Raw genomic sequence first — 20,081 nt, 5'->3', positions numbered from 1 at the left:
TAGTCGCTAGACTTTTGCTCGCTTAAGTTCGCGCGCTTGGGGCTTTTCCTCTCGCATTTTCTCTTCTTTCATCTTTTCTTCCTCTTGGCGCATAAGCTCTTCTTCAAAGGCGTGGGGGTATTTATCCTTGCCCTTAAACTCTATAATCGTGCATTCTGGATAGACTTCTATCAGGTGGAATATATTATCCACGCGCGCTTTGAGTCGCCCTGCGGTGGCTGGGTTGCACTTGGGATTCTCTGCTAGCTTTTCAAAGTCCTCCGCATCGACAACAACTTGCGGCTGCTCCTCTGGCACATCGCCCCAGCCATAGTGCTTCATCGCCGTGCGCACCCAATATTTGCCATCGGTGATTTTCACAAGCCGCTTCATCAAAGGATTGTGCTTAGAGGAATTTTCTAGCACAGGCGAAGCAGTGATCCAGCCCTTTATGCGAAAGGTATAGTCTTTATAGCTTTTTTGCTTAGGCATAACATTGACCAAATCTTGCAGCAAAATCGTTAGGCGGAAGGTTTGGTATTTATCTTGCTGGGAGAGGGCATTGCCATAAGCATTAGCAAAGACAATGAGCGACCACGAGAAAAACCCAACCACAACCGCTGAAGCGACAAAAAACGAGCGAGCATAAAAGGGGCGCGAAACAAGGGTATTAGAATTTGTCTGGCGCGTGTCTTCTTGCTTATACGCCCAGCCACGCCACGCGCTCACCACATAAACCGCCATAGCCGCGCTCCACACACCTATCCCAATAAATGCGCGCGGTCTTTGCAGCGGCTCTGCAAGCACCAAATACACCCCATAAGAAAGCATTATCCCAAGGCTAAGCAGCAGCACACCTAGAAGCAAGGCTAGAATCTTGCTGCGCTTAGATTGGTAGATGATTGATAAAAGAAACATTCCCATAAGGGCGAAAAAGCAGATTTTAATCCCCGTCCAGTCAAAGTCGCTCCACAAGTAGCCAAGATACATTTGCATATTGCTAAGCACTCCGCTTGGCAGCTCACTAAGCGGGAATGTCGAAGTGCCAGCTTGTGAGTGAGCGAATGGGTGCATAATAAAGACCTTGAAAATCCCAAGCGCAGTGGCATAGGTGAGAAATGAAACGCCGATGAAGGTTAGCGTTTTCTTAAGTCCTGCGTTTGTTTGATTAAACATCAAAAAGCCAAAGAAAAGCACAAGGATAATCTCCACCCCACTACTTGCTTGATAGGTCATACACATACCAAGTGAAGAGAGAATCGCCACAGGGATATACGCACGGATATGGTGGATAAACACAAAAGGCAGCACACCAAAAAGCACCGATAGTGCCATATAGGGCGAATCGTATTTAAACGATAGCTCTTCTAAAAAGTAAGGAGAGAGCCCAATAGGGATTGAAGCGATGATGGCAAGCGCGGTTAGGCGTTTTTTATAAGGCTGCTCAGCAGAATCCCACTGGGACTCTTCATTTTTCCAAATAACCTCGCGGATACTCCACACCAAAATCAACGATGCAAAGCTCAAAAACCCTATGGCGACAAACTGCGTCAAAGGCGAGACATCTGCTAGCACTGTGTCCATATGCATAAAGGTGGAGAGATAGTAGCTAATGTAGCGCGAGAAGTTATCCCACTCCTTGTAGCCGATGATAGAGCGATTTAGATCATCGATATAATACACATCTGCACGGATAAGGCTAATGATCCCAAGCAAATACAGCCCAAAGGCGATGAGAAAATACTTCCAAAAGCCCTGCGTGTGAAAAAACGCCCAGCACGCCGCTTTAAACTCTTCAAGTGTTTTTACAAAAAGATTGTCCTTAGATTTCGGTGGCATTAACTCTCCTTTGTGGTAGTAGTGGAATGTGCTAGGCTAGATTCTGCTGCGCTAGGGTGTGGCTGCTCTAAGGTGGCACAAGAGCTTGGCGACTTTTTGCGCTTATCAAGTATGAAGTGTGGGCGCATTTTGACTTGCTCATAGATCCTAGCGATATACTCGCCAATGACTCCAAGCAGCATAAGCTGAATCCCACCGATAAAAGTGATGATGACAATAAGGCTTGGGTAGCCAGCCACGGCATTACCATAGAGAATAGTATCGATAATGCGATAGATCCCAAAGCACACTGCAAAAGCTGAAATAAAAAAGCCAAGCACAAAGGCTATGCGCAGCGGCATCGTGCTAAAGCTTACAATCCCTTCAATAGCGTATTTAAACAGCTTCCAAAAGCTCCAGCTTGAAGACTCCTTAAAATGCGGGATATACTCATACTCTAGGCACTGCCGTTTAAAGCCCACCCACGCGAACATCGCTTTAGAAAAGCGGTGGTATTCTCTCATCTGCAAGAGGGCTTCTATCACCTCTTTATCCATTAGGCGGAAGTCTCGCACACCAGATTCTATTTTGACTTCAGAGATGAAGTTTGAGATCTTATAAAATGTCTCACTAAGTGCAGCGCGGATCTTGGACTCCCCAGCACGAGTAGTGCGGCGGGCATAGATGACCTTGGTCTGCCTGCTAGATTCTAGCCAGATTCTAGCCATATCAGCAATCATACTTGGTGGATCTTGTAAATCTGCATCAAGCAGCACAACTCCCTCTCCTTGCGCTTGCTCTAAGCCGGCTAAAATAGCCGCTTCTTTGCCAAAATTACGCGAGAAAGAATGCACACAGATTCTGCGGTTTTTGTTTGTGTCTTTAGCGGCGATGTCTTCTAGCAAAGCTAGCGTTTTATCACGGCTACCATCATTGACAAATATCAGCTCATAAGGGATAAGCTGCGATTGCGCTTGGGCAAGCTGCGCACTATGCTCCATAATAAATGGCACAAGAGAATCCATAGTCTTTGTGATCTCTGTGAGAAACACAGGCAAAGAGACTTCTTCATTGTAGCAGGGCACAACTATGGATATACCTATGGTGGCAGATGATTTCATAATACACTCTTTACACAGCAATATCTAGGCGGTGCAGGATTATAATCTTTGCAAATAAACCAAGATTAAATCCTAAGCGGACGCGAAATCTCTCTCATAAATTCTCACCATAACGATGAAAAACGCCGTGATCGCAGGTCCTATGATAATCCCCCAGAATCCACACGCGCCAAGCCCCGCAAAAATAGCAAAAAATATCACAAACTCATTGATATTTAGCGGCTTATCTAGTAGCTTGCGATTGACTATGCGGATAAGAAAGGGCTTGATAATATTATCGATAATAAAGCCGATAAAAATAACGCTATATAGCACCAAAACTACCGCTTGAGCCACTTCACCTTGCACATACAAAATAAGCCCCACAGGCAGCCACACAAGCACACCGCCCACAATAGGGATAAGCGAGCAAAGCCCATACAGCACGCCAAGCAGCACACCATCTAGCCCAAAGGCACTAGCCAGCACCCCAAAGGCAAAGCCCTGCAAGCAGACATTTAAGATTGTAGAGAAAAACACCACGCGCAGCACGCCGCTTACATCTGCGGCTATAAGGTCGATTTGCTCATCGCGCACGGGTAAAAGCCTGCGCACATACCTATACCACGCCCCACCATAGTAGAAAAACACCGATAAAAACAGCACGATGAAGCACGCATCAATAACAAAGCTCACGCTACCTTTGCCGATCATAGTGCTTAGGCGACTCACAAAGCCAGCGATAGAAGAGAAAGAGAGATTGGCTAGCACATCTTGGGCTTGGATAAAGGGCAGATAATGCAGCACATTGCGGATAAGCTCTTTTATCTGGAGAAACCACACTTCCGCTTGCTTCCAATCCACTCCTAGAATCCCCACCGCCCCACGATGAATGACAAAATACAATGGGATAATAAATAGTGCCAGCAAGATAAGCACGCTAAAACTAGAAGCAAGCAGATTGCTCCTAGTTTTGTGGTAGAAAAATTCCTTGATCCAATAAGTCGCGATACACAGCAGTGCCGCGATAATCATCGTGTATAAAAAGGCATAATAAAGCCATATAATTAGCCCAAGAGAGAGCGCGAACGCACAGGCGAAAAATATCTTTTTTTGGGGATTAGAATCCATTTTGCTCCTTTTGTCTTTGTTGCTAGAATCCACTTTTTTAGCATTGTGTGAAAAAGTGGATTCTAGACTGTGCGATTTATCTACACTTTGAGCGTTTTTCCTAGAATCCACTTTTCACTAGAGACGGTTTTGTCGTCATTGCGAGCTGCTGCGGTAGTAGCGGCGTGGCGATCCATAGATTCTGCGGCAATGCCAGAATCCTCGTAAGAAGCTACGCCTTGCTGCCGCAAGTCTCGCAATGACGATGAAGCCACACTCAGCCCCTTGTTCTTCTTCAAAGGATTCTAGGAATTGCGGTGGGGCTGTGGCTGCTTTGCGCTATTTTTGGGGTAGGAGTTACCTAGAGCGGTAATGACTGCCCCAAAAATAGCGCAATCAACCGCATTGCTCACCCAAAGCTGAATCCCTACTAGCAAAAGCCCAATCCATTACACACTAAACTATCGCTCCTAACGGCTCTCCGCCTAATATATGAAAATGCAAATGCGGCACCTCCTGCCCACTATGTGCGCCTGTATTGGTGATAAGCCGATAGCCACTCTGCTTGATCCCTGCCACTTCTACGACCTCTAAAATAAACGCGCTAAATCGCGCCATAAGCTCTAGGGTAATGGCATTAAAATCCTTTAGCTCTTGCTTTGGGATCGCTAGGATATGCACCTTTGCCTTTGGGGCGATGTCATAAAACGCCAAAAATTCATCATTTTCATAGACTTTTTTGCAAGGAAGCTCGCCTCGCACGATTTTGCTAAAGATTGTCATCGCTACTCCTTGGGTATAGATGGGGTGGATTATATGTTAGGGGCGTTAATACTTGGCTTAATGGCACATTGCAAGCGGATCTAGGAAGCTGTGCTTGGCAAGATGATCTAGCTAGATTCGTGCTGATATTGCAGCTTGCCACTAATGAAGACTTGCTTGATCACGCCAGAGAGCAACTCGCCATTATAGGGGCTAAAGCTATCATTGATACAAAAGCTCTCTTGCAAATCCACGATGATAAGATCCGCATCTAGCCCCACTTCTAGCGCACCTTTTGGCAGGGAGAGAAGCCTAGCTTGTGCGTATGAAGTAAGCTCGCTAAAGCGCGAGAGTGTGATTAGCCCAGACTTCACAAGATAGCTAAAGCCAAGCGCGAAGTAATGCTCTAGCGCATTTATCCCAAAGCTAGCAGACTCAAAGACTTGGTCTTTTTTAGATTTGTAGCTATCGCTTTGCAAGCAAGTAAGCAGGCTAATGCTAGAATCCAAATGCGCACGCAAAGCCTCTCTTGTAGCAGGATCTTTAAGCGGAGGGAAAAGCTTAAATCTCGTATCAAACGCCGCGCAATGCTCATCGCTTAAAATCAAGTGGTGCAAGGAGGTTTGCGCTAGGATTTGCGCGCCCATTTGCGTGAAATACGCAATAATCCGCATAGATTCTACCTCGCTTATGGTGTCAAACACCCACTTTGTCCCGCTATATCGCGCTAGCTCACAGAGCTTGGCTACTTGCATAGTTTGCGCTAGGGGCGGGATCGCTGGTAGCCCTAGCTGTGCGCTTACTTGAGATTCATTCATCACGCCTTCACTTAGGCTAGGCTCTTGGGGGCTAGCGATGATAGGGACTTGGAGCATTTGGGCGTATTGGGCGATTTTGTAGAGCGCATAGCCATCGATGTTTTGCGCGCTAGATTCTAGATAGATCGCACGAGCTCCAGAGGCGATGAGTGTGGCGATTTCTGCGATTTTGGGCTTGGATTCAAACGAGGATTCTAGGGTGGGGGCTAGGCTTGGGAGAAAATGCACGCTTAGACTAGAATCTAGCGAGGAGATAAGCTCAATAACAGCTGCATTATCCACCCTAGGTGTAGTCTCTGGGCGTAGCAGTATGCTGCCTACTCCACCGCGCAGAGCCTTTTGCGTTAGGGATTCTAGATTTTTACTTGAAAGGACTTGGTTTTTAGGATATGCCATATCAATGAGAGCAGGCAACACCACCTTGCCACGGCACTCAAGCACAGATTCCGCGCCTATGGGGGCTAGATCATCACCGATCTCACAAATGACCCCGCGCCCCTCATCAATGCGCAAATCCGCCTTACACTCTTTGTGTGCATCACATAGCACGCCATTTTTTAGCAGCATAATCTCTCCTTCGCTCTAGTAACTCACAAGCCACGCACTAAGCGCACCAAGCTCACCACTCATAATCAGCACTCCCATCACCACCAAAATCCCCCCAGATACACGCTCAATCCACCGTGTAAAGGGCTTGATCCTAGCAAGCAAGCAAAAGCCCTTTTCTAGCATTATTGCCACGAGCAAAAATGGCATAGCCAAGCCGCACGCATACACGATCAGCAATCCCACGCCATAGCCACCTGTGCCTACAAACAGCGTGATCGCCCCAAATATCGCCCCTGTGCAAGGACTCCAGCCAAGTGCGAAGCTAATGCCCAGCACAAAAGGGGCTAGAATCTCTAGGGCTTTATAGCGCAGCCTCAAGTCATAATGCACGCTTTTATCAAGCAAAACAAACCGCCACAATCCCAAAAAATGCACGCCAAAGATCACCACAATGCTCCCGGCGATTATGTTTGTGATGGGTGAATGCAGCACAGAGACAAGGCTTGAAAATGCCAGCCCCATACCCACAAACACCAGCGAAAACCCAAGCACAAACAAGCACGCACGCCAGAAAATCGCCACACGCAGGCTTCTTTGAGTAATCTTACTAGAATCCAGCTTTTCCACCCCGACTCCAGAGATATAGGACATATACGCCGGCACAAGCGGGAGGATACAAGGCGAGAGGAAGGAGAGCAGCCCAGCGACAAAAGCCACGAGCCACACCGCGCCAAGCTTGCCACTATAAAACCACTGCAATAATACTTCTTCCATACTCCGCGCCTTTATAAACCCTTAAGAGCCTATGCCAAATCCAATGCTTGCAATAATCTTATATCGCGCATATTCTTGCTGAATTGCCACGCATTGTAACGATTTTTATATAAATTTTGCTACAATCGCCGCCTATTTTGCAACGCTATGGCACATATCGTCTGTAAAAGGAGTTATTTTACTTAAAAGGGGTTTTGATGGATTTTCTTGTCAATCTTAGTGAAGGGTGGCAGTTTAGCATTCAGCTTTTGGTGGTGCTTATTTGTCTATTTTATGGTGCGCAAAAGGGCGGTATCACACTAGGGCTACTTGGCGGTATCGGTATTTTTGTGCTTGTGTTTGGCTTTGACATTAAGCCCGGGAAGCCAGCCATTGATGTAATGCTTACGATTTTGGCGGTTGTTGTAGCTAGTGCGACATTGCAAGCAAGTGGTGGGCTAGATGTGATGCTCCAAATCGCAGAGCGGATCTTGCGCCGCAATCCAAAATTCCTAACCATTCTTGCTCCATTTGTTACCTGCTTTCTTACAATGCTGTGCGGGACAGGGCATGTTGTTTATACGATTATGCCTATCATCTATGATATTGCGATCAAAAACAATATCCGCCCAGAGCGACCTATGGCAGCAGCGTCTATCAGCTCGCAAATGGGGGTTGTGGCTTCACCTGTATCCGTGGCGGTAGTGAGCCTAACCGCGCTACTTCTCAATGCAGATCATAAGCTAGCAGGATTTGATGGCTATATCAACTTGCTGCAAATCACTATCCCTAGCACATTGTTTGGCGTGCTGATGATTGGGATTTTTAGCTGGTTTAGGGGGAAAGATTTGGACAAAGATCCAGTGTTTCAAGCAAAGCTCAAAGACCCAGAATTTAAACAATATGTCTATGGCGATTCTAAAACTTTGCTAGGCGTAAAGCTTCCTAAGAAAGATTGGGTAGCGATGTGGATATTCCTAGGGGCGATTGGCGTGGTCGCACTTATTGGGGCGTTTGACTCACTCAAGCCTTCGTGGGGGCAGAAGTATGACTACAAAGCGACTTTAGAGTCTGGCACGACACTAAAATGGACGCCTGAAAAGGGCGATAAAGGCGTCTTCACGCTTAAAGATGTCAAAATCGCTGATGTGGATAATCCGGGAGAGAAAATCGGGCTTGATAAGGCGGTCAAAGCCGATAAGCTAGGCAAAGTAGAAGAAGGCAAGGTAGAGAAAGTCTATAAAGCTGATAAGCTTGGCAACCCAGATATGGACAAAATCTCTATGGTGCATATTATCCAAATGTTTATGCTCCTAGCTGGCTCGCTTATCATTATTTTCACCAAAGTTGATCCTAAAAAAATCGGTAGCAATGAGATTTTCAAATCCGGTATGATCGCGCTTGTGGCGGTGTTTGGGATCTCGTGGATGGCGGATACAATGTTTGCTGTGCATACGCCGATGATGAAATCAGCTTTAGGCGATATTGTTAAAGCGCATCCTTGGACTTATGCCATTATGCTGCTGCTTATTTCAAAATTTGTTAATTCCCAAGCCGCAGCTCTTGCAGCATTTGTGCCAATCGCCCTAAGTATTGGTGTAGAGCCCGGGATCATCGTGGCATTTGCCGCAGCGTGCTATGGCTACTATATTTTGCCAACTTACCCAAGCGATCTAGCGACAATTCAGTTTGACAGAAGCGGGACGACACATATTGGCAAATTTGTCATCAACCATAGCTTTATCTTGCCCGGGCTTATTGGGGTGTTTAGTTCGTGCTGCATTGGGTATGTGCTGGTGGCTATGGTGGCAGGGTATATTTAGTTTTGTAGTTTTTTACGATTCAGCTTTGGGTGAGCAATGCGGCAGTATTACGATTTTTGTGAAAGGCACGACCGCTAAGGTCGCTAACCTTCCCCAAAAATCGCAAAGCTCCCACAGCCCCACCGCAATTCTTAGAATCGTATTGAAGCAAACAAGCGTAAAAAGCGGATTCTAGCTCCAAATCCTAGAATCCTTTGCGAAGTTCTTACATTTTGGGCATTATCCCTAGAATCCATTTTTCACTAGCAATGCCTTTTCTGTCATTGCGAGACTTGTGGCAGCAAGTCGTGGCAAAGCAAGGCGAAGCCGCAGCTTCTTTAGCAATCCATAAAGCAAGGCACAAAAAATGGATTCTAGGGATAAGGTTATAAAAAGCACTCCCACCTAAATCCAAGTCGCAAGGATAGAAAATGAAAAACCTTAGCAAAATCCTAGCAAGCCTTGCCATACTCGTAGCAGTGGGGCTTGGGATATTTAGCTGCTTGCCCCCACAAAAGAGCTCGCAAGAGAGAATGCCCAATATGGTCGATATGCCCCATCACTTTGAGAGTGCGCATAGACCGAATATTAGTAGGGCTTATGATATGGGCAAAGTGGCTCCTCCCACTATGCGCAGCGCGCCAAACCGCAGAGAAATGGCAGAATCCACCGATTCTTTTGCGCAAAAAGATGAAAACTCTTTCAAGCTTGTAGCAAACAACCCACTCTCTACCTTTAGCTCTGATGTCGATACTGCTTCCTACGCGATTGTGCGCAAAGTCATAGAGTCTGGCAGACTGCCTAGCCCTGATATGGTGCGTATAGAGGAGCTGCTTAATAGCTTTTCCTACAGCTATCAAGCACCAAAGGGCGATGAGCCAATCTCCATAAACTTAGAGCTCGCACCCGCCCTGTGGAATCCTGCGCACAAAATCGCACGCATAGGCTTACAGGCAAAGGCGATTGACTGGGATAAACGCAAGCCATTTAATCTTGTCTTCCTTATCGATACTTCTGGCTCTATGGCGGGTGAGAATCGACTAGGGCTTGTGCAAAAGTCCCTAAAACTCCTAGTAGAGAATCTAAGCTCCAAAGATTCTGTGGGGATTGTTACCTACGCTGGAAGCTCTACAATCGCGCTAAAGCCCACTAATGATAAGAAAAAGATCCTAAAAGCTATCGACTCGCTTAGTGCAGGTGGCAGCACACACGGAAGTGCTGGGATAGAGGACGCTTATGAGCTTGCGCAAAAGCATTTTATCCAGAGCGGATATAATCGCGTGATCCTAGCTACTGATGGGGATTTCAATGTGGGTATCACAAGTGAGAGCGAGCTACTAAAGCTCATCAAGCAAAAGGCGCAAAGCGGGATCTATCTCTCGGTATTTGGCTATGGTATGGGGAACTACAAAGACTCTATGCTCCAAAAGCTCGCTGACTTTGGCAATGGCAACTACGGCTATATCGACACACTCCTTGAAGCCAAGAAGCACCTAGTAGAGCAAGTGGGTGCTACGCTCATCACCGTGGCAAAAGATGTGAAAATCCAAGTGGAGTTTAACCCTGCTAAAGTCGCTGCTTATCGACTTATCGGCTATGAAAAGCGAGTGCTAAATGATGAAGATTTCAACGATGATAGCAAGGACGCAGGCGAGATGGGAAGCTCGCATCGCGTTACCGCGCTTTATGAGATTGTCCCTGTGGGGGTAGAATCTAGCCTAGCTACTCTTAATAATGCCAAGCTCGCCCCAGATGCAAAAGGCATCATCGATCCGCTCAAATACGCCCAAACCACCAAGACACAATCACCAAGCCAAGCAAATAGCGCAGGAAGTGCTGAGTGGCTCAATGTCAAAATCCGCCACAAAGAGCCTGCCAACAAAGCGCGCAATGATGAGAGCAGCAAGCTTATCGAGCAAGCACTAGATTCTAGCGCGATTTTGGCTACACCTAGTGCAGATATGCGCTTCGCCCAGAGTGTGGCTGGGTTTGGACTGCTGCTTATGGACTCTAAGTTTGTGGATTCTAGCTTTAGGGGTATAGATAGCAAAAATAGCGCGCAGAGCAGAAACGGCTATCAAACAATCCTTGATACTTTAAGTCAGCAGGGTGTATGCGATGATAGCTATAAGCAAGAGTTCCTAGGGCTAGTGGCAAAGGCAAGCCGCCTTGCTAATCTTGCGAAAGGAAAATAGATTTCAAGGTAGTTAAAGCTGGATTTGGCGCGACACAATTCACACGATAGCTAGTGAGATTATATTAAGCGTTAGATTCTAGCTTTATTATCGCCAAAGCCATAAAATCTGCAGGCTAGGCAGATAGGCTGGATTCTAGCTTTTACTTAGTTTTGCTATACTGCGACTTTGTTTTTGACTTTATTTTACGCAATCTATCACAATACCAAGCAAGGAGCGATAATGGCAGCAGCAGACATTGATAAAGTAGCAGTGGATAAAGCAGCGGTGGCGGAGTTTTTTAGATTCTGCGATGATAATGAAGTGGAGTTTATCGACTTTCGATTTAGTGATATTAAGGGCGTGTGGCATCATGTGAGCTTTTCACGCTCTGCGATTGATGAAAGCAGCTTCCAAGGGCTGCCCTTTGATGGTAGCTCGATCCCTGCGTGGCAGAGTGTGGATAAATCAGATATGATGCTAATCCCTGATCCCGTGCGCTACTTCATCGATCCTTTTACGGCTGATACCACAGCGGTGGTGTTTTGCGATATTTGGGATATTTATAAAAACGAGCCCTATGAAAAATGCCCACGATCTATCGTAAAAAGGGCGATGAAGTTTTTACAAGAGAGTGGGATTGGCGATGTGGCTTACTATGGACCGGAGAATGAGTTTTTTGTCTTTGATTCTATTAAGATAAAAGATGCGGTGAATTGTCAATACTATGAGATAGATTCCGAAGAGGGCGAGTGGAATCGCGCCAAAGAGTTTGAAGGTGTCAATATCGGGCATCGCCCCGGCACCAAGGGCGGCTACTTCCCTGTGGCTCCGGTGGATTCTATGGTGGATTTGCGTGCAGAAATGGTAAAGGTGCTCAATCAAGTGGGGCTAGAGACCTTTGTGGTGCATCACGAAGTGGCACAGGGGCAGGGCGAGATTGGCGTGAAATTTGGCGATATGCTAGAAGCAGCAGATAATGTCCAAAAGCTCAAATATGTCGTCAAAATGGTCGCGCATTTAAATGGCAAAACCGCGACATTTATGCCAAAGCCTTTGTATGGCGATAATGGCAGCGGAATGCATGTGCATATAAGCATTTGGAAAGATGGCAGAAATCTCTTTGCCGGCGATGCTTATCAAGGCTTAAGCGATATGGCACTCCACTTTCTAGGTGGTGTGCTAAAGCACGCAAGGGCATTAGCCGCTTTCACAAATCCTAGCACCAACTCCTACAAACGCTTGATCCCGGGCTTTGAAGCTCCAAGTATTTTGACCTACTCTGCACAAAATCGCTCTGCTAGCATTAGGATCCCTTACAACAGCGGCGAGAAAGCTAAAAGAATGGAGTTTCGCTTCCCCGATAGCTCGGCAAACCCTTACCTAGCCTTTGCAAGCTTGCTACTCGCGGGGATTGATGGGATTAGGAATAAAATTGATCCGGGTAAGCCAATGGAGATCAATCTCTTTGAGCTAACATTAGATGAGATTAGAGAAAAGGGCATTAAGCAGCTGCCCCACACGCTGCGCCACGCTATTGAAGAAATGCTTGTGGATAAGGCGTATTTGAAAGAGGGGGGGGTGTTTAGCGAAGAGTTTATCCAAACTTATAAAGCCTATAAGTTTGAGACAGAAATCTGGCCCTGGGAAGCCCGCCCACATCCATTTGAGTTTTTGACAACTTATAGCTGCTAGAAGCTCTATAAGTAGGGGCAGCGATATGCCCCAGCGACTTTATCCACTAGCACATAAGCCAAGCCCACAATCTTAAAATGTCAAATCTACGATAAACCTAGAATCCACTTTTGATATATCGCTTATTATTAGCGTGCCTGCGGCGATCCATACACGCAGATCTACTTACGCTCCCATAGCCTTAAGGCAGCTTCTATATCAATATGGCAGTAGCCGTGGGGATTAGCCTGCAAGTAGTTTTGGTGGTAGGATTCTGCTAGATAGAAATTTTGCAATGGCAAGATCTCTGTAACCGCCTTGCGCCCACTGCGTTGCTCCCACGCGTGAATGCGCTCTTTGATCACAGCTTCATCGCTGCTATATTCTTGCAGATAATACACACCATTGCGGTATTGCGTGCCAATGTCGTTTGCCTGATAGTTTAGCGCACTAGGATCGATGATAGATAGCAGCCTATCGACAATCTCACTAAGCCCCAAACGCTTCTCATCATAGACAAGCTCCAATGCCTCTACCGCGCCACTTATCCCAGAGCACACAAGCTCATAGCTAGGATTTGCTATGCGTGAATTAGCATAGCCTACACTGGATTCTAGCACGCCAGCCACACGAGTAAAATACCCCTGTATCCCCCAGAAACACCCGCCAGCGAGATAAATCTTGCGCATAAGCACTCCTACATTTATCTTTACAAAAGATAAAATATTATAGAATCCGCGCTTTAAAATTTCTTTTACCAGCCGATAGTTCCATAAGTCTTAACCCCTGCAAGCCCACTTGGCTTAGATCCACACAAAGGCACCCAATGTCCGCAAAGACAATCAACCAGCAATTAGAAGAGCTTTTTGCCACCACAGAGCAAAAGATGATCGCGCACGAGACCATCGCGCAAATCCTAAAAAAGCCCCCCACAGCCGCGCAAGCAAAAAAGATCCTAGAGCTTGCTAAAAAGCATAAATGCGAGCTTGTAAGCTCATCAGAGCTTGCCAAAACACTCAACACCCAAGACAAAATCAAGCTAGAAGAAGAGCGCAAGAAAATCTTAGATGAAGAGCTTGAAGAAGAATTTGACTTTATGAAAGAGCGCGAGCTGCTTGAATGGAGCAGGAGCGATAGCCCTGTGCGTATGTATCTACGCGAAATGGGGCAGATCGACCTGCTCACCAAGGAAGAAGAAGTAGAGCTAAGCAAGCAGATAGAATTTGGCGAAAATATTATCCTTGATGCGATTTGCTCTGTGCCTTATCTCATTGATTTTATTTATGATTATAAAGATGCCCTAATCAATCGCGAACGCCGTGTCAAAGAGCTTTTTAAAAGCTTTGATGAAGAAGGTGGCGATAGCGATGCAGAAAACTATGATGATGAAGAGGAGAGCGAGGAAGAGAGCGAAGAGGGAAAACGCCCCATTTCTAAAAAAGACCAAAAGCGCATTGATAGAGTGCTAGAGAGCTTCAAAGCCCTTGAAAAAGCCAAAAAAGATTGGCTCAAAGTGCTAGAATCCCACGCTGATACGACATTTGATAGCGAGATAGAAGAGCTTGTGTTTATCCTAACGCTTGCGCATAAAAAAGAGGTGCTAAAGTCCAAGCTCCTTGACCTAGGACCTACGAGCAAGCTCATCAACGAAATCGTCAAAGCTATGGAAAATAGCCTAAAAAACGGCGATGGCTTTGAGCGCGAGCTAGCACGGCTAGAATACAAGCTCCCGCTTTTTAATGACACTTTGGTCCAAAACCACCAAAAAATCCTTAGCAATATCACCAATATGAGCCGTGATGAGATTATCCAAGCTGTGCCAGAAGCGACTATGGTAAGCGTGTATATGGAGCTTAAAAAGCTCTTTCAAACCAAAGAAGCAAGCGAGAGTAGCTTCAATATCGACCCAGAAAAGCTTAAAGAAATTTTAGAGCAAATCAAGCGCGGCAAGTCGATTTCTGACAAAGCCAAGACCAAAATGGCAAAGTCCAATCTCCGCCTAGTAGTGAGTATCGCCAAGCGATATACCAATCGTGGATTGCCATTTTTAGACCTTATCCAAGAGGGCAATATCGGGCTGATGAAAGCGGTGGATAAATTTGAATATGAAAAGGGCTTTAAATTCTCCACTTATGCGACTTGGTGGATCCGTCAGGCAATCTCTCGCGCCATTGCCGATCAAGCTCGCACGATACGAATCCCGATCCATATGATAGAGACGATCAATAGGATCCACAAAATTATCCGCAAGCACCTGCAAGAGACAGGCAAAGAGCCAGATGTCGAAGTCATCGCAGAAGAAGTGGGGCTAAGCGTGGATAAAGTCAAAAATGTCATCAAAATCACCAAAGAGCCTGTAAGCCTAGAAGCCCCTATCGGTAGCGATGATGATGGGAAGTTTGGGGATTTTGTCGAGGACAAAACCACGCCAAGTGCTATGGACCATATTTTGAAAGAAGACCTACGCGCCCAGATCGATGAAGTGCTATCCCAGCTCAATGAAAGGGAGCAGTCTGTCATTAAAATGCGCTTTGGGCTGCTAGAAGATGAGAGCGATCGCACGCTAGAAGAGATTGGTAAAGAGCTGAATGTAACGCGTGAGCGCGTGCGCCAGATAGAATCAAGTGCTATCAAAAAGCTTAAACACCCAAAAGTGGGCAGAAAGCTCAAAAACTACATAGAAGAGTAAAATGCACCCCATAAAATCTAGCATTAAGCGGCTTTTGCTCGCGCTTGGGCTTTCGCAAAAGACTATCACACATCTAGGCTTTGCTTATGCGCGTGGGAAAAGGAATGTATCTATTGTGCGGTTTGTTGTGGGGAGGATTCTAGTAGGGGGGGGGGCGACAACAACTTAGGCGCGTAGGCTTTGGGGCTAAAAATGGCGATTGCGGCGCGCGCGCTGCAGTTACATACGCCAAGTATGCGCCCTTGCACGCGCTTGCAAAACACCATTTTTATCACCCAAATCCTGCCGCGAGAGACTTTACACTAGAATCCTCGTTTTCACAAAGCTCCGATTCTATCTCTACAATCCTAGAATCCACTTTTCATCGTCATTGCGAGCGGATTGAAAATTCGCGTGGCAATCCACACGCCGCCCAAGCCCTAGAATCCCAAAGCGAGATTAGAAAGCAGCCAAATCCCACCGCGAGCGACTTTGCACTAGAATCCACTTTTACGCAAAGCCCAGATTCTATCTCCAAAATACTGCCGCGAGAGACAATGGGCGAGAAAAAAGCGGATTCTAGCAAATCCAAACCACAAGCCAACCCTCTGTCATCGCGAGCCGACACTGCCCAATTTCTGTCATCGCGAGCGAGTGAAACGAGCGTGGCGATCCATAGCCTAGAATCCATTTTTTCAAAAGTGGATTCTAGTCATACCAATCTAGTCCCTTATCATAGCAGCGAAGTATCTCATCAAGTGGATTCTATGAATTGCCACGCCTTGCACAGCAAAGCTCGCGATGACAAGAATTTAGATTCTAATAACAACGCCCAAAAGTGCCTAGAATCCACTTTTGAAAATACCCACGCTCAATACGATTCCAAGCATTGCGGTGGGGCTTTGCAAGCTTTGGGTCAATGTGGGGGTGGGAGTTACCTTAGCGGTAATGACTACCCACAAATTGACCCAATCTTGTCGAATCGCTCACCCAAGACTGAATCGCCACAAGCGCAAAAGCCAACACCCCAAACCCCGCCCGTGCTAGTGAGCCTAACCTCCTTCCCCGCCCGCCTCCCCTATCTCCACCACACGCTCTACTCTATCCTCACCCAAGACTACAAAGACTTCCATATAGCCTTGTTTCTTAGCTCTAGCGAGATAGCTCCAAGCAAGCTCCCGCTTATCTTAAAGATTTTTGCAAGGCTCGGGCTGCTTAGTATCCACTTCGTAGAAGAAAATCTGCGCGCGTATAAAAAGCTCTTCTACGCCCTGCAAGCCTACCCAGAGCATATCATCATCACCATCGATGACGACCAAATCTACGCCCCAAATACCATAAGCCTCCTACTAGAATCTTACAAGAAATTCCCGAGCGCGATCCACACGCACCTAGCCTATGATGGCGCGTATATGGCAGATATTTTGGATCTAGATTCTGCTGCATACTGCGCGATCATCGCGCAAGACTCTCCACACCTAGCCCTAGCAAGTGTGGGCGTCTCTGGCGTGCTTTACCCGCCAAGCCCCTTTAGCCAAGAGTTTTTCAACACGCAAGCTATTGTATCGCTCGCGCCTTATAACGATGATTTGTGGTTTTTTGTGATGAGTGTGCTAAATGATGTGCCAAAGGTGCTTGTGAAAAACGCGCTAGAGCACCCTAAAGAATCTAGCATAGCCATCTATGAGAGCCCAAATCTCTGGGAGATAAACTGCGAGCAAAATCGCAACTACGATCAACTCCGCGCTCTGCTAGAAGCCTACCCACAAGCAAGAGCAAAGATCTTAGAATCACTAGGGCTTTGCTATAATGCCACAAATCACAAGGAGCAAGAATGATACTAGTAAAGCTACAAGGCGGTCTGGGCAATCAGCTATTTCAATACGCCTTTGCACGCGCTTTGGCGCATAGGGGGTTTAGCGTAGGCTTAGATGCGAGCTTTAGCTATGTAACGCTAAAAACCTTGCGTGCTAAAGGTGGGCAAAATCTCATAAGGGGGGGGGCAACAACTTAGGCGCGTAGGCTTTGGGGCTAAAAATGGCGATTGCGGCGCGCGTGCTGCAGTTACATACGCCAAGTATGCGCCCTTGCACGCGCTTGCAAAACACCATTTTTATCACCCAAATCCCACCGCGAGCGACTTTGCACTAGAATCCACTTTTACACAAAGCCCCGATTCTAAGAGCAACGCTCATTTTCTGTCATTGCGAGACACTGCGCAAGCAGTGGCGTGGCAATCCACACAAACAAAGACACTAATCCCAGAATCCCAAAATGACAATACTAAAGAAAAATCTTTCCGTGCAGATACTTCCCTAGAATCCGCTTTTACAAAAGTGGATTCTAGCCCTAAAGCTCTAGATCACCACGCAAGCACTATCCGCGATCTAGAGCTTGCAAAGTTTCGCATTACACTGCCTATCCTCCGCCATTTTTCACCAGCACAGGACTCTCAAGCAGACATAAGCACACAAATATATTGCCAAGCACTCTGTGCCAAAGCCTTGCGCAAGATCCTCCCGCCTAATAGCAAGCCCGTGCGCTTGCTCCGCAGGCTCTACACCACGCGCGACTCTCCAAAGCTAGCAAGACTCTTCCAAGCACGCTATCCATTCTCGCGCAACGCCTACTTTGAAGGCTTTTTCGCTAATGCAGTGTATTTTGCCGAGATAGAATCTATCTTGCGCCAAGAATTTACCCCAAAATGCTTAAGCCCTAGTGCCAAAGCCTTGCAAGAGCAGATACGATCCACTAGCGACTCTGTCTTTCTCCATATCCGCAGGGGCGACTACCTAGCACAAGAGAATTGGGAGTATGTCAAGCTAGGCAGCGCGTATTATGACACTGCCATAGCCCTTATGCGCAAAAAGCTCAAATCCCCAAGCTTTTTCATCTTTAGCGATGATTTGGAGTGGTGCAAAAGTGAGCTTTATGCAAGACTAGGGTCGCTTAAGGGTGCAGAGCTACACTTCATCGGCAATAATGATCAAGGCGATGCGATCAGCGATCTTATGGCTATGGCAGCGTGTCAAAACGCCATCATCGCAAACTCCACCTTTAGCTTCTGGGGTGCGTATTTGATCGATAATCCCGCAAAGCTTGTGATCCGCCCAGCCCAATACACTTGGCGCGGTGATAATCCCCTATGCTACCCAGAGTCTTGGATCACGCTTGATGTGATCTGGGGCGATGTGCTGCACTAGCTAGAATCCACTTTTTCACAACGGCGATTTTTGAAAGCCGATTTTCCTGTCATCGCGAGCCGATGAAACTCTCTCCTTCATCGCGAGCTGGCACTGCCCATTTCTGTCATCGCGAGCGAGCTTTGCTCGCGTGGCGATCCATAGCCTAGATCCATTTTTGAAAAGTGGATTCTAGTGCAAATGCAGTGGATTGCCACGCCACTGCTAGCGCAGTGTCTCGCAATGACAGAAGAAACGCCGAGAGTCAAAACGCAGTTTCTTTAGAAAAAGTGGATTCTAGGATTTCTAAAGAAGCTTCGCTTTGTGGTGGGGCTGTGGTTGTTTTACGCGATTTTTTGGGTAGAGCTAGACTAGAGGTCTGCGGTTGCCCAAAAAATCGCGTAATCAATCGCATTGCTCACCCAAAGCCGAATCCCCACCACCAACACCCCAGCGATTCTAAGATTTTGGAGATAGAATCATCACACGCACTGCAGGCGGCAGGATTTTTGATGAGAAAACAAGGCGTAGCCGCAGTTTCTTTAGAAAACAAGGGACACCGCTCGGCGCAAGCCGATGTTTCTTTAGAAAAGCCAACCCAAACAAAAGTGGATTCTAGGATTTGCGATGAAAAAGCAGGGTTGTGCAGTGGCGAGCGAGGAGATAAGACTTGTGGTCTATCGACAAAGCGAGCCACAAACTCCCTGCTTTATCGCGCAAAGCCGAATCCCCAAAGTTAATGTTTTTTGCCTAGGATATTGATGATATATATACTCCCCACCGCCAGCACCCCCCCTACAATCGTATGCCACCTTGGCACCTCATCTAGCAGTAAATACGCAAAGCCTAGTGCAAACACCGGTGCCAAAAGCGCGTAGATCCCGCCCTCCACCACCCCTAGCACAAACAGAGCTTTATAGAAAATTGTCGTAGCAAACACCGTGCAAAACACCGCCGCTACCACAAGCAGAGCGAAAAATACCAAAGGCTTATCCCAAAGACTTGTGATAAACGCCCCACTCTCAATAACTACCCCACTCTCAATAACTACCCCACTCTCAATAACTACCCCACTCCCAAAATCCCCACCCAATCCGCTAGAATCCGCAAATAACGCAGGGCAAAGCAGCACAAAAGTCATCACACTTGTGTAAAAATTGAGTGCTATGGCATTGATCTTTTCTGTGGCGAGCCGCGAGCTGATCATAAGAGCCGCCCAATCCAGCGAAGCTAGCACATAAATGACATAAAACGCGCTAAACATCGACCGCCAGCTCCCAAACACATCGACCAAAAATGCCCCTGCCAAAAGCCCTAGCATAAGCCCGATTTTGGCTGATTTGGAGAGCGACTCTCTCTTATACACGCTCCACAAAAACGCCGCGATAATGGGAGATAGCACTTCAGTGATCACCCCTGCATTCCCAGAATCCCCATAGGGCATACCTGCATACATTAGATAAGAGTAAAGCGCGTTTAGCACACCTGTGATAAGCGTGGGGAGTAGCACAGCCCTTGGGACTGCAAAGGGGATTTTCCACAGCCACATAAGCGGCACAAAGCACACAAGCACAAGCAAATAGCGCAGGCTAGCAATTTGCGCTGGCGAGCCAAACTCAAGCAGCATTTTTGATAGGGGCCACACAAGCCCCCAGCCCATCATCGCTAGCACAAGCAAGATGCGCATAGCCG

21 protein-coding genes are annotated in these 20,081 nt (G+C 46.9%); 9 read left to right on the top strand and 12 right to left on the bottom strand.

Annotation, left to right across the window (positions count from 1 at the left end; genetic code table 11):
• Positions 1-6: 6 nt before the first annotated feature.
• From NYG90_RS00950 to NYG90_RS00915, 8 genes are all read right to left on the bottom strand, one after another.
• Positions 7-1,818: a glucosyltransferase domain-containing protein gene (locus NYG90_RS00950; RefSeq protein WP_285256303.1), complete on the bottom strand. Its 1,812-nt coding sequence runs from the start codon at positions 1,816-1,818 to the stop codon at positions 7-9.
• On the bottom strand, positions 1,818-2,918 hold the full coding sequence (locus tag NYG90_RS00945) for a glycosyltransferase family 2 protein (protein WP_285264561.1): 1,101 nt from the start codon (positions 2,916-2,918) through the stop codon (positions 1,818-1,820). The genes NYG90_RS00950 and NYG90_RS00945 overlap by 1 nt, the downstream gene beginning before the upstream one ends.
• Before the next feature lie 72 nt (positions 2,919-2,990).
• On the bottom strand, positions 2,991-4,139 hold the full coding sequence (locus NYG90_RS00940; RefSeq protein WP_285256301.1) for an AI-2E family transporter: 1,149 nt from the start codon (positions 4,137-4,139) through the stop codon (positions 2,991-2,993).
• A complete protein-coding gene (locus NYG90_RS00935; protein WP_285264560.1) occupies positions 4,109-4,306 on the bottom strand; it encodes a hypothetical protein in 198 nt (65 codons plus the stop codon). Before NYG90_RS00935 ends, NYG90_RS00940 begins: the two co-directional genes overlap by 31 nt.
• A 6-nt stretch (positions 4,307-4,312) precedes the next feature.
• Entirely contained in the window at positions 4,313-4,444 is a 132-nt protein-coding gene (locus NYG90_RS00930; RefSeq protein ID WP_258552173.1) for a hypothetical protein, read from the bottom strand.
• 19 nt (positions 4,445-4,463) lie between these two features.
• The gene (locus NYG90_RS00925; protein ID WP_285264559.1) at positions 4,464-4,790 is read right to left on the bottom strand and encodes a histidine triad nucleotide-binding protein; all 327 of its coding nucleotides are present in this window, start codon (positions 4,788-4,790) and stop codon (positions 4,464-4,466) included.
• A gap of 107 nt (positions 4,791-4,897) precedes the next feature.
• Positions 4,898-6,154 carry an amidohydrolase family protein gene (locus NYG90_RS00920; protein WP_285256299.1) on the bottom strand — a complete coding sequence of 419 codons (1,257 nt, stop codon included), beginning with the start codon at positions 6,152-6,154 and terminating at the stop codon, positions 4,898-4,900.
• Positions 6,155-6,169: 15 nt separating this feature from the next.
• Positions 6,170-6,910, bottom strand: a complete 741-nt coding sequence (locus tag NYG90_RS00915; protein WP_285256298.1) for a cytochrome c biogenesis protein CcdA — start codon at positions 6,908-6,910, stop codon at positions 6,170-6,172.
• 197 nt (positions 6,911-7,107) lie between these two features.
• Between NYG90_RS00915 and NYG90_RS00910 the strand changes: the two genes are divergently transcribed.
• Positions 7,108-8,712, top strand: coding sequence for an anaerobic C4-dicarboxylate transporter (locus tag NYG90_RS00910; RefSeq protein ID WP_285264558.1), 1,605 nt, complete (start codon positions 7,108-7,110; stop codon positions 8,710-8,712).
• A 19-nt stretch (positions 8,713-8,731) separates the two neighbouring features.
• Here the strand turns inward: NYG90_RS00910 and NYG90_RS00905 are convergent, their stop codons facing one another.
• Together NYG90_RS00905 and NYG90_RS00900 are read right to left on the bottom strand one after the other, a co-directional pair.
• Positions 8,732-8,893: a hypothetical protein gene (locus tag NYG90_RS00905; protein ID WP_285264557.1), complete on the bottom strand. Its 162-nt coding sequence runs from the start codon at positions 8,891-8,893 to the stop codon at positions 8,732-8,734.
• 24 nt (positions 8,894-8,917) lie between these two features.
• Entirely contained in the window at positions 8,918-9,139 is a 222-nt protein-coding gene (locus NYG90_RS00900) for a hypothetical protein (protein ID WP_285264556.1), read from the bottom strand.
• On the opposite strand from NYG90_RS00900, the gene NYG90_RS00895 reads away from it, so the two are divergent.
• Both NYG90_RS00895 and glnA read left to right on the top strand, forming a co-directional pair.
• Positions 9,123-10,886: a vWA domain-containing protein gene (locus tag NYG90_RS00895; RefSeq protein ID WP_285264555.1), complete on the top strand. Its 1,764-nt coding sequence runs from the start codon at positions 9,123-9,125 to the stop codon at positions 10,884-10,886. The genes NYG90_RS00900 and NYG90_RS00895 overlap by 17 nt on opposite strands.
• 222 nt (positions 10,887-11,108) lie before the next feature.
• Positions 11,109-12,560: a type I glutamate--ammonia ligase gene (glnA, locus tag NYG90_RS00890; RefSeq protein WP_285256294.1), complete on the top strand. Its 1,452-nt coding sequence runs from the start codon at positions 11,109-11,111 to the stop codon at positions 12,558-12,560.
• A gap of 161 nt (positions 12,561-12,721) precedes the next feature.
• Here glnA and msrA read toward each other — a convergent pair whose 3' ends face one another.
• Entirely contained in the window at positions 12,722-13,228 is a 507-nt protein-coding gene (gene msrA, locus NYG90_RS00885) for a peptide-methionine (S)-S-oxide reductase MsrA (RefSeq protein WP_285256293.1), read from the bottom strand.
• A gap of 137 nt (positions 13,229-13,365) precedes the next feature.
• Between msrA and rpoD the strand changes: the two genes are divergently transcribed.
• The 6 genes from rpoD (at position 13,366) to NYG90_RS00855 (ending at position 19,129) form a co-directional block, all read left to right on the top strand.
• Complete coding sequence (gene rpoD, locus NYG90_RS00880) at positions 13,366-15,228, top strand: RNA polymerase sigma factor RpoD (RefSeq protein WP_115011054.1); 1,863 nt, start codon at positions 13,366-13,368, stop codon at positions 15,226-15,228.
• A gap of 1 nt (position 15,229) precedes the next feature.
• Positions 15,230-15,397, top strand: coding sequence for a hypothetical protein (locus tag NYG90_RS00875; protein ID WP_285264554.1), 168 nt, complete (start codon positions 15,230-15,232; stop codon positions 15,395-15,397).
• Between the two features lie 73 nt (positions 15,398-15,470).
• Positions 15,471-17,045: a hypothetical protein gene (locus tag NYG90_RS00870; protein WP_285264553.1), complete on the top strand. Its 1,575-nt coding sequence runs from the start codon at positions 15,471-15,473 to the stop codon at positions 17,043-17,045.
• Positions 17,042-17,221 carry a hypothetical protein gene (locus NYG90_RS00865; RefSeq protein ID WP_285256291.1) on the top strand — a complete coding sequence of 60 codons (180 nt, stop codon included), beginning with the start codon at positions 17,042-17,044 and terminating at the stop codon, positions 17,219-17,221. Before NYG90_RS00870 ends, NYG90_RS00865 begins: the two co-directional genes overlap by 4 nt.
• 73 nt (positions 17,222-17,294) lie before the next feature.
• Positions 17,295-18,410 carry an alpha-1,2-fucosyltransferase gene (locus tag NYG90_RS00860; protein WP_285256290.1) on the top strand — a complete coding sequence of 372 codons (1,116 nt, stop codon included), beginning with the start codon at positions 17,295-17,297 and terminating at the stop codon, positions 18,408-18,410.
• Positions 18,411-18,574: 164 nt separating this feature from the next.
• Positions 18,575-19,129 carry a hypothetical protein gene (locus tag NYG90_RS00855; protein ID WP_285256289.1) on the top strand — a complete coding sequence of 185 codons (555 nt, stop codon included), beginning with the start codon at positions 18,575-18,577 and terminating at the stop codon, positions 19,127-19,129.
• On the opposite strand, the gene NYG90_RS00850 is transcribed toward NYG90_RS00855, so the two are convergent.
• A complete protein-coding gene (locus NYG90_RS00850) occupies positions 19,126-20,076 on the bottom strand; it encodes a DMT family transporter (protein ID WP_285264552.1) in 951 nt (316 codons plus the stop codon). The two genes, NYG90_RS00855 and NYG90_RS00850, sit on opposite strands and share 4 nt — an antisense overlap.
• Positions 20,077-20,081 lie beyond the last annotated feature (5 nt).

Source organism: Helicobacter zhangjianzhongii (assembly GCF_030249855.1).
Lineage (GTDB): Bacteria > Campylobacterota > Campylobacteria > Campylobacterales > Helicobacteraceae > Helicobacter_B > Helicobacter_B zhangjianzhongii.
This window is presented reverse-complemented; position numbering and strand designations above follow the sequence as displayed.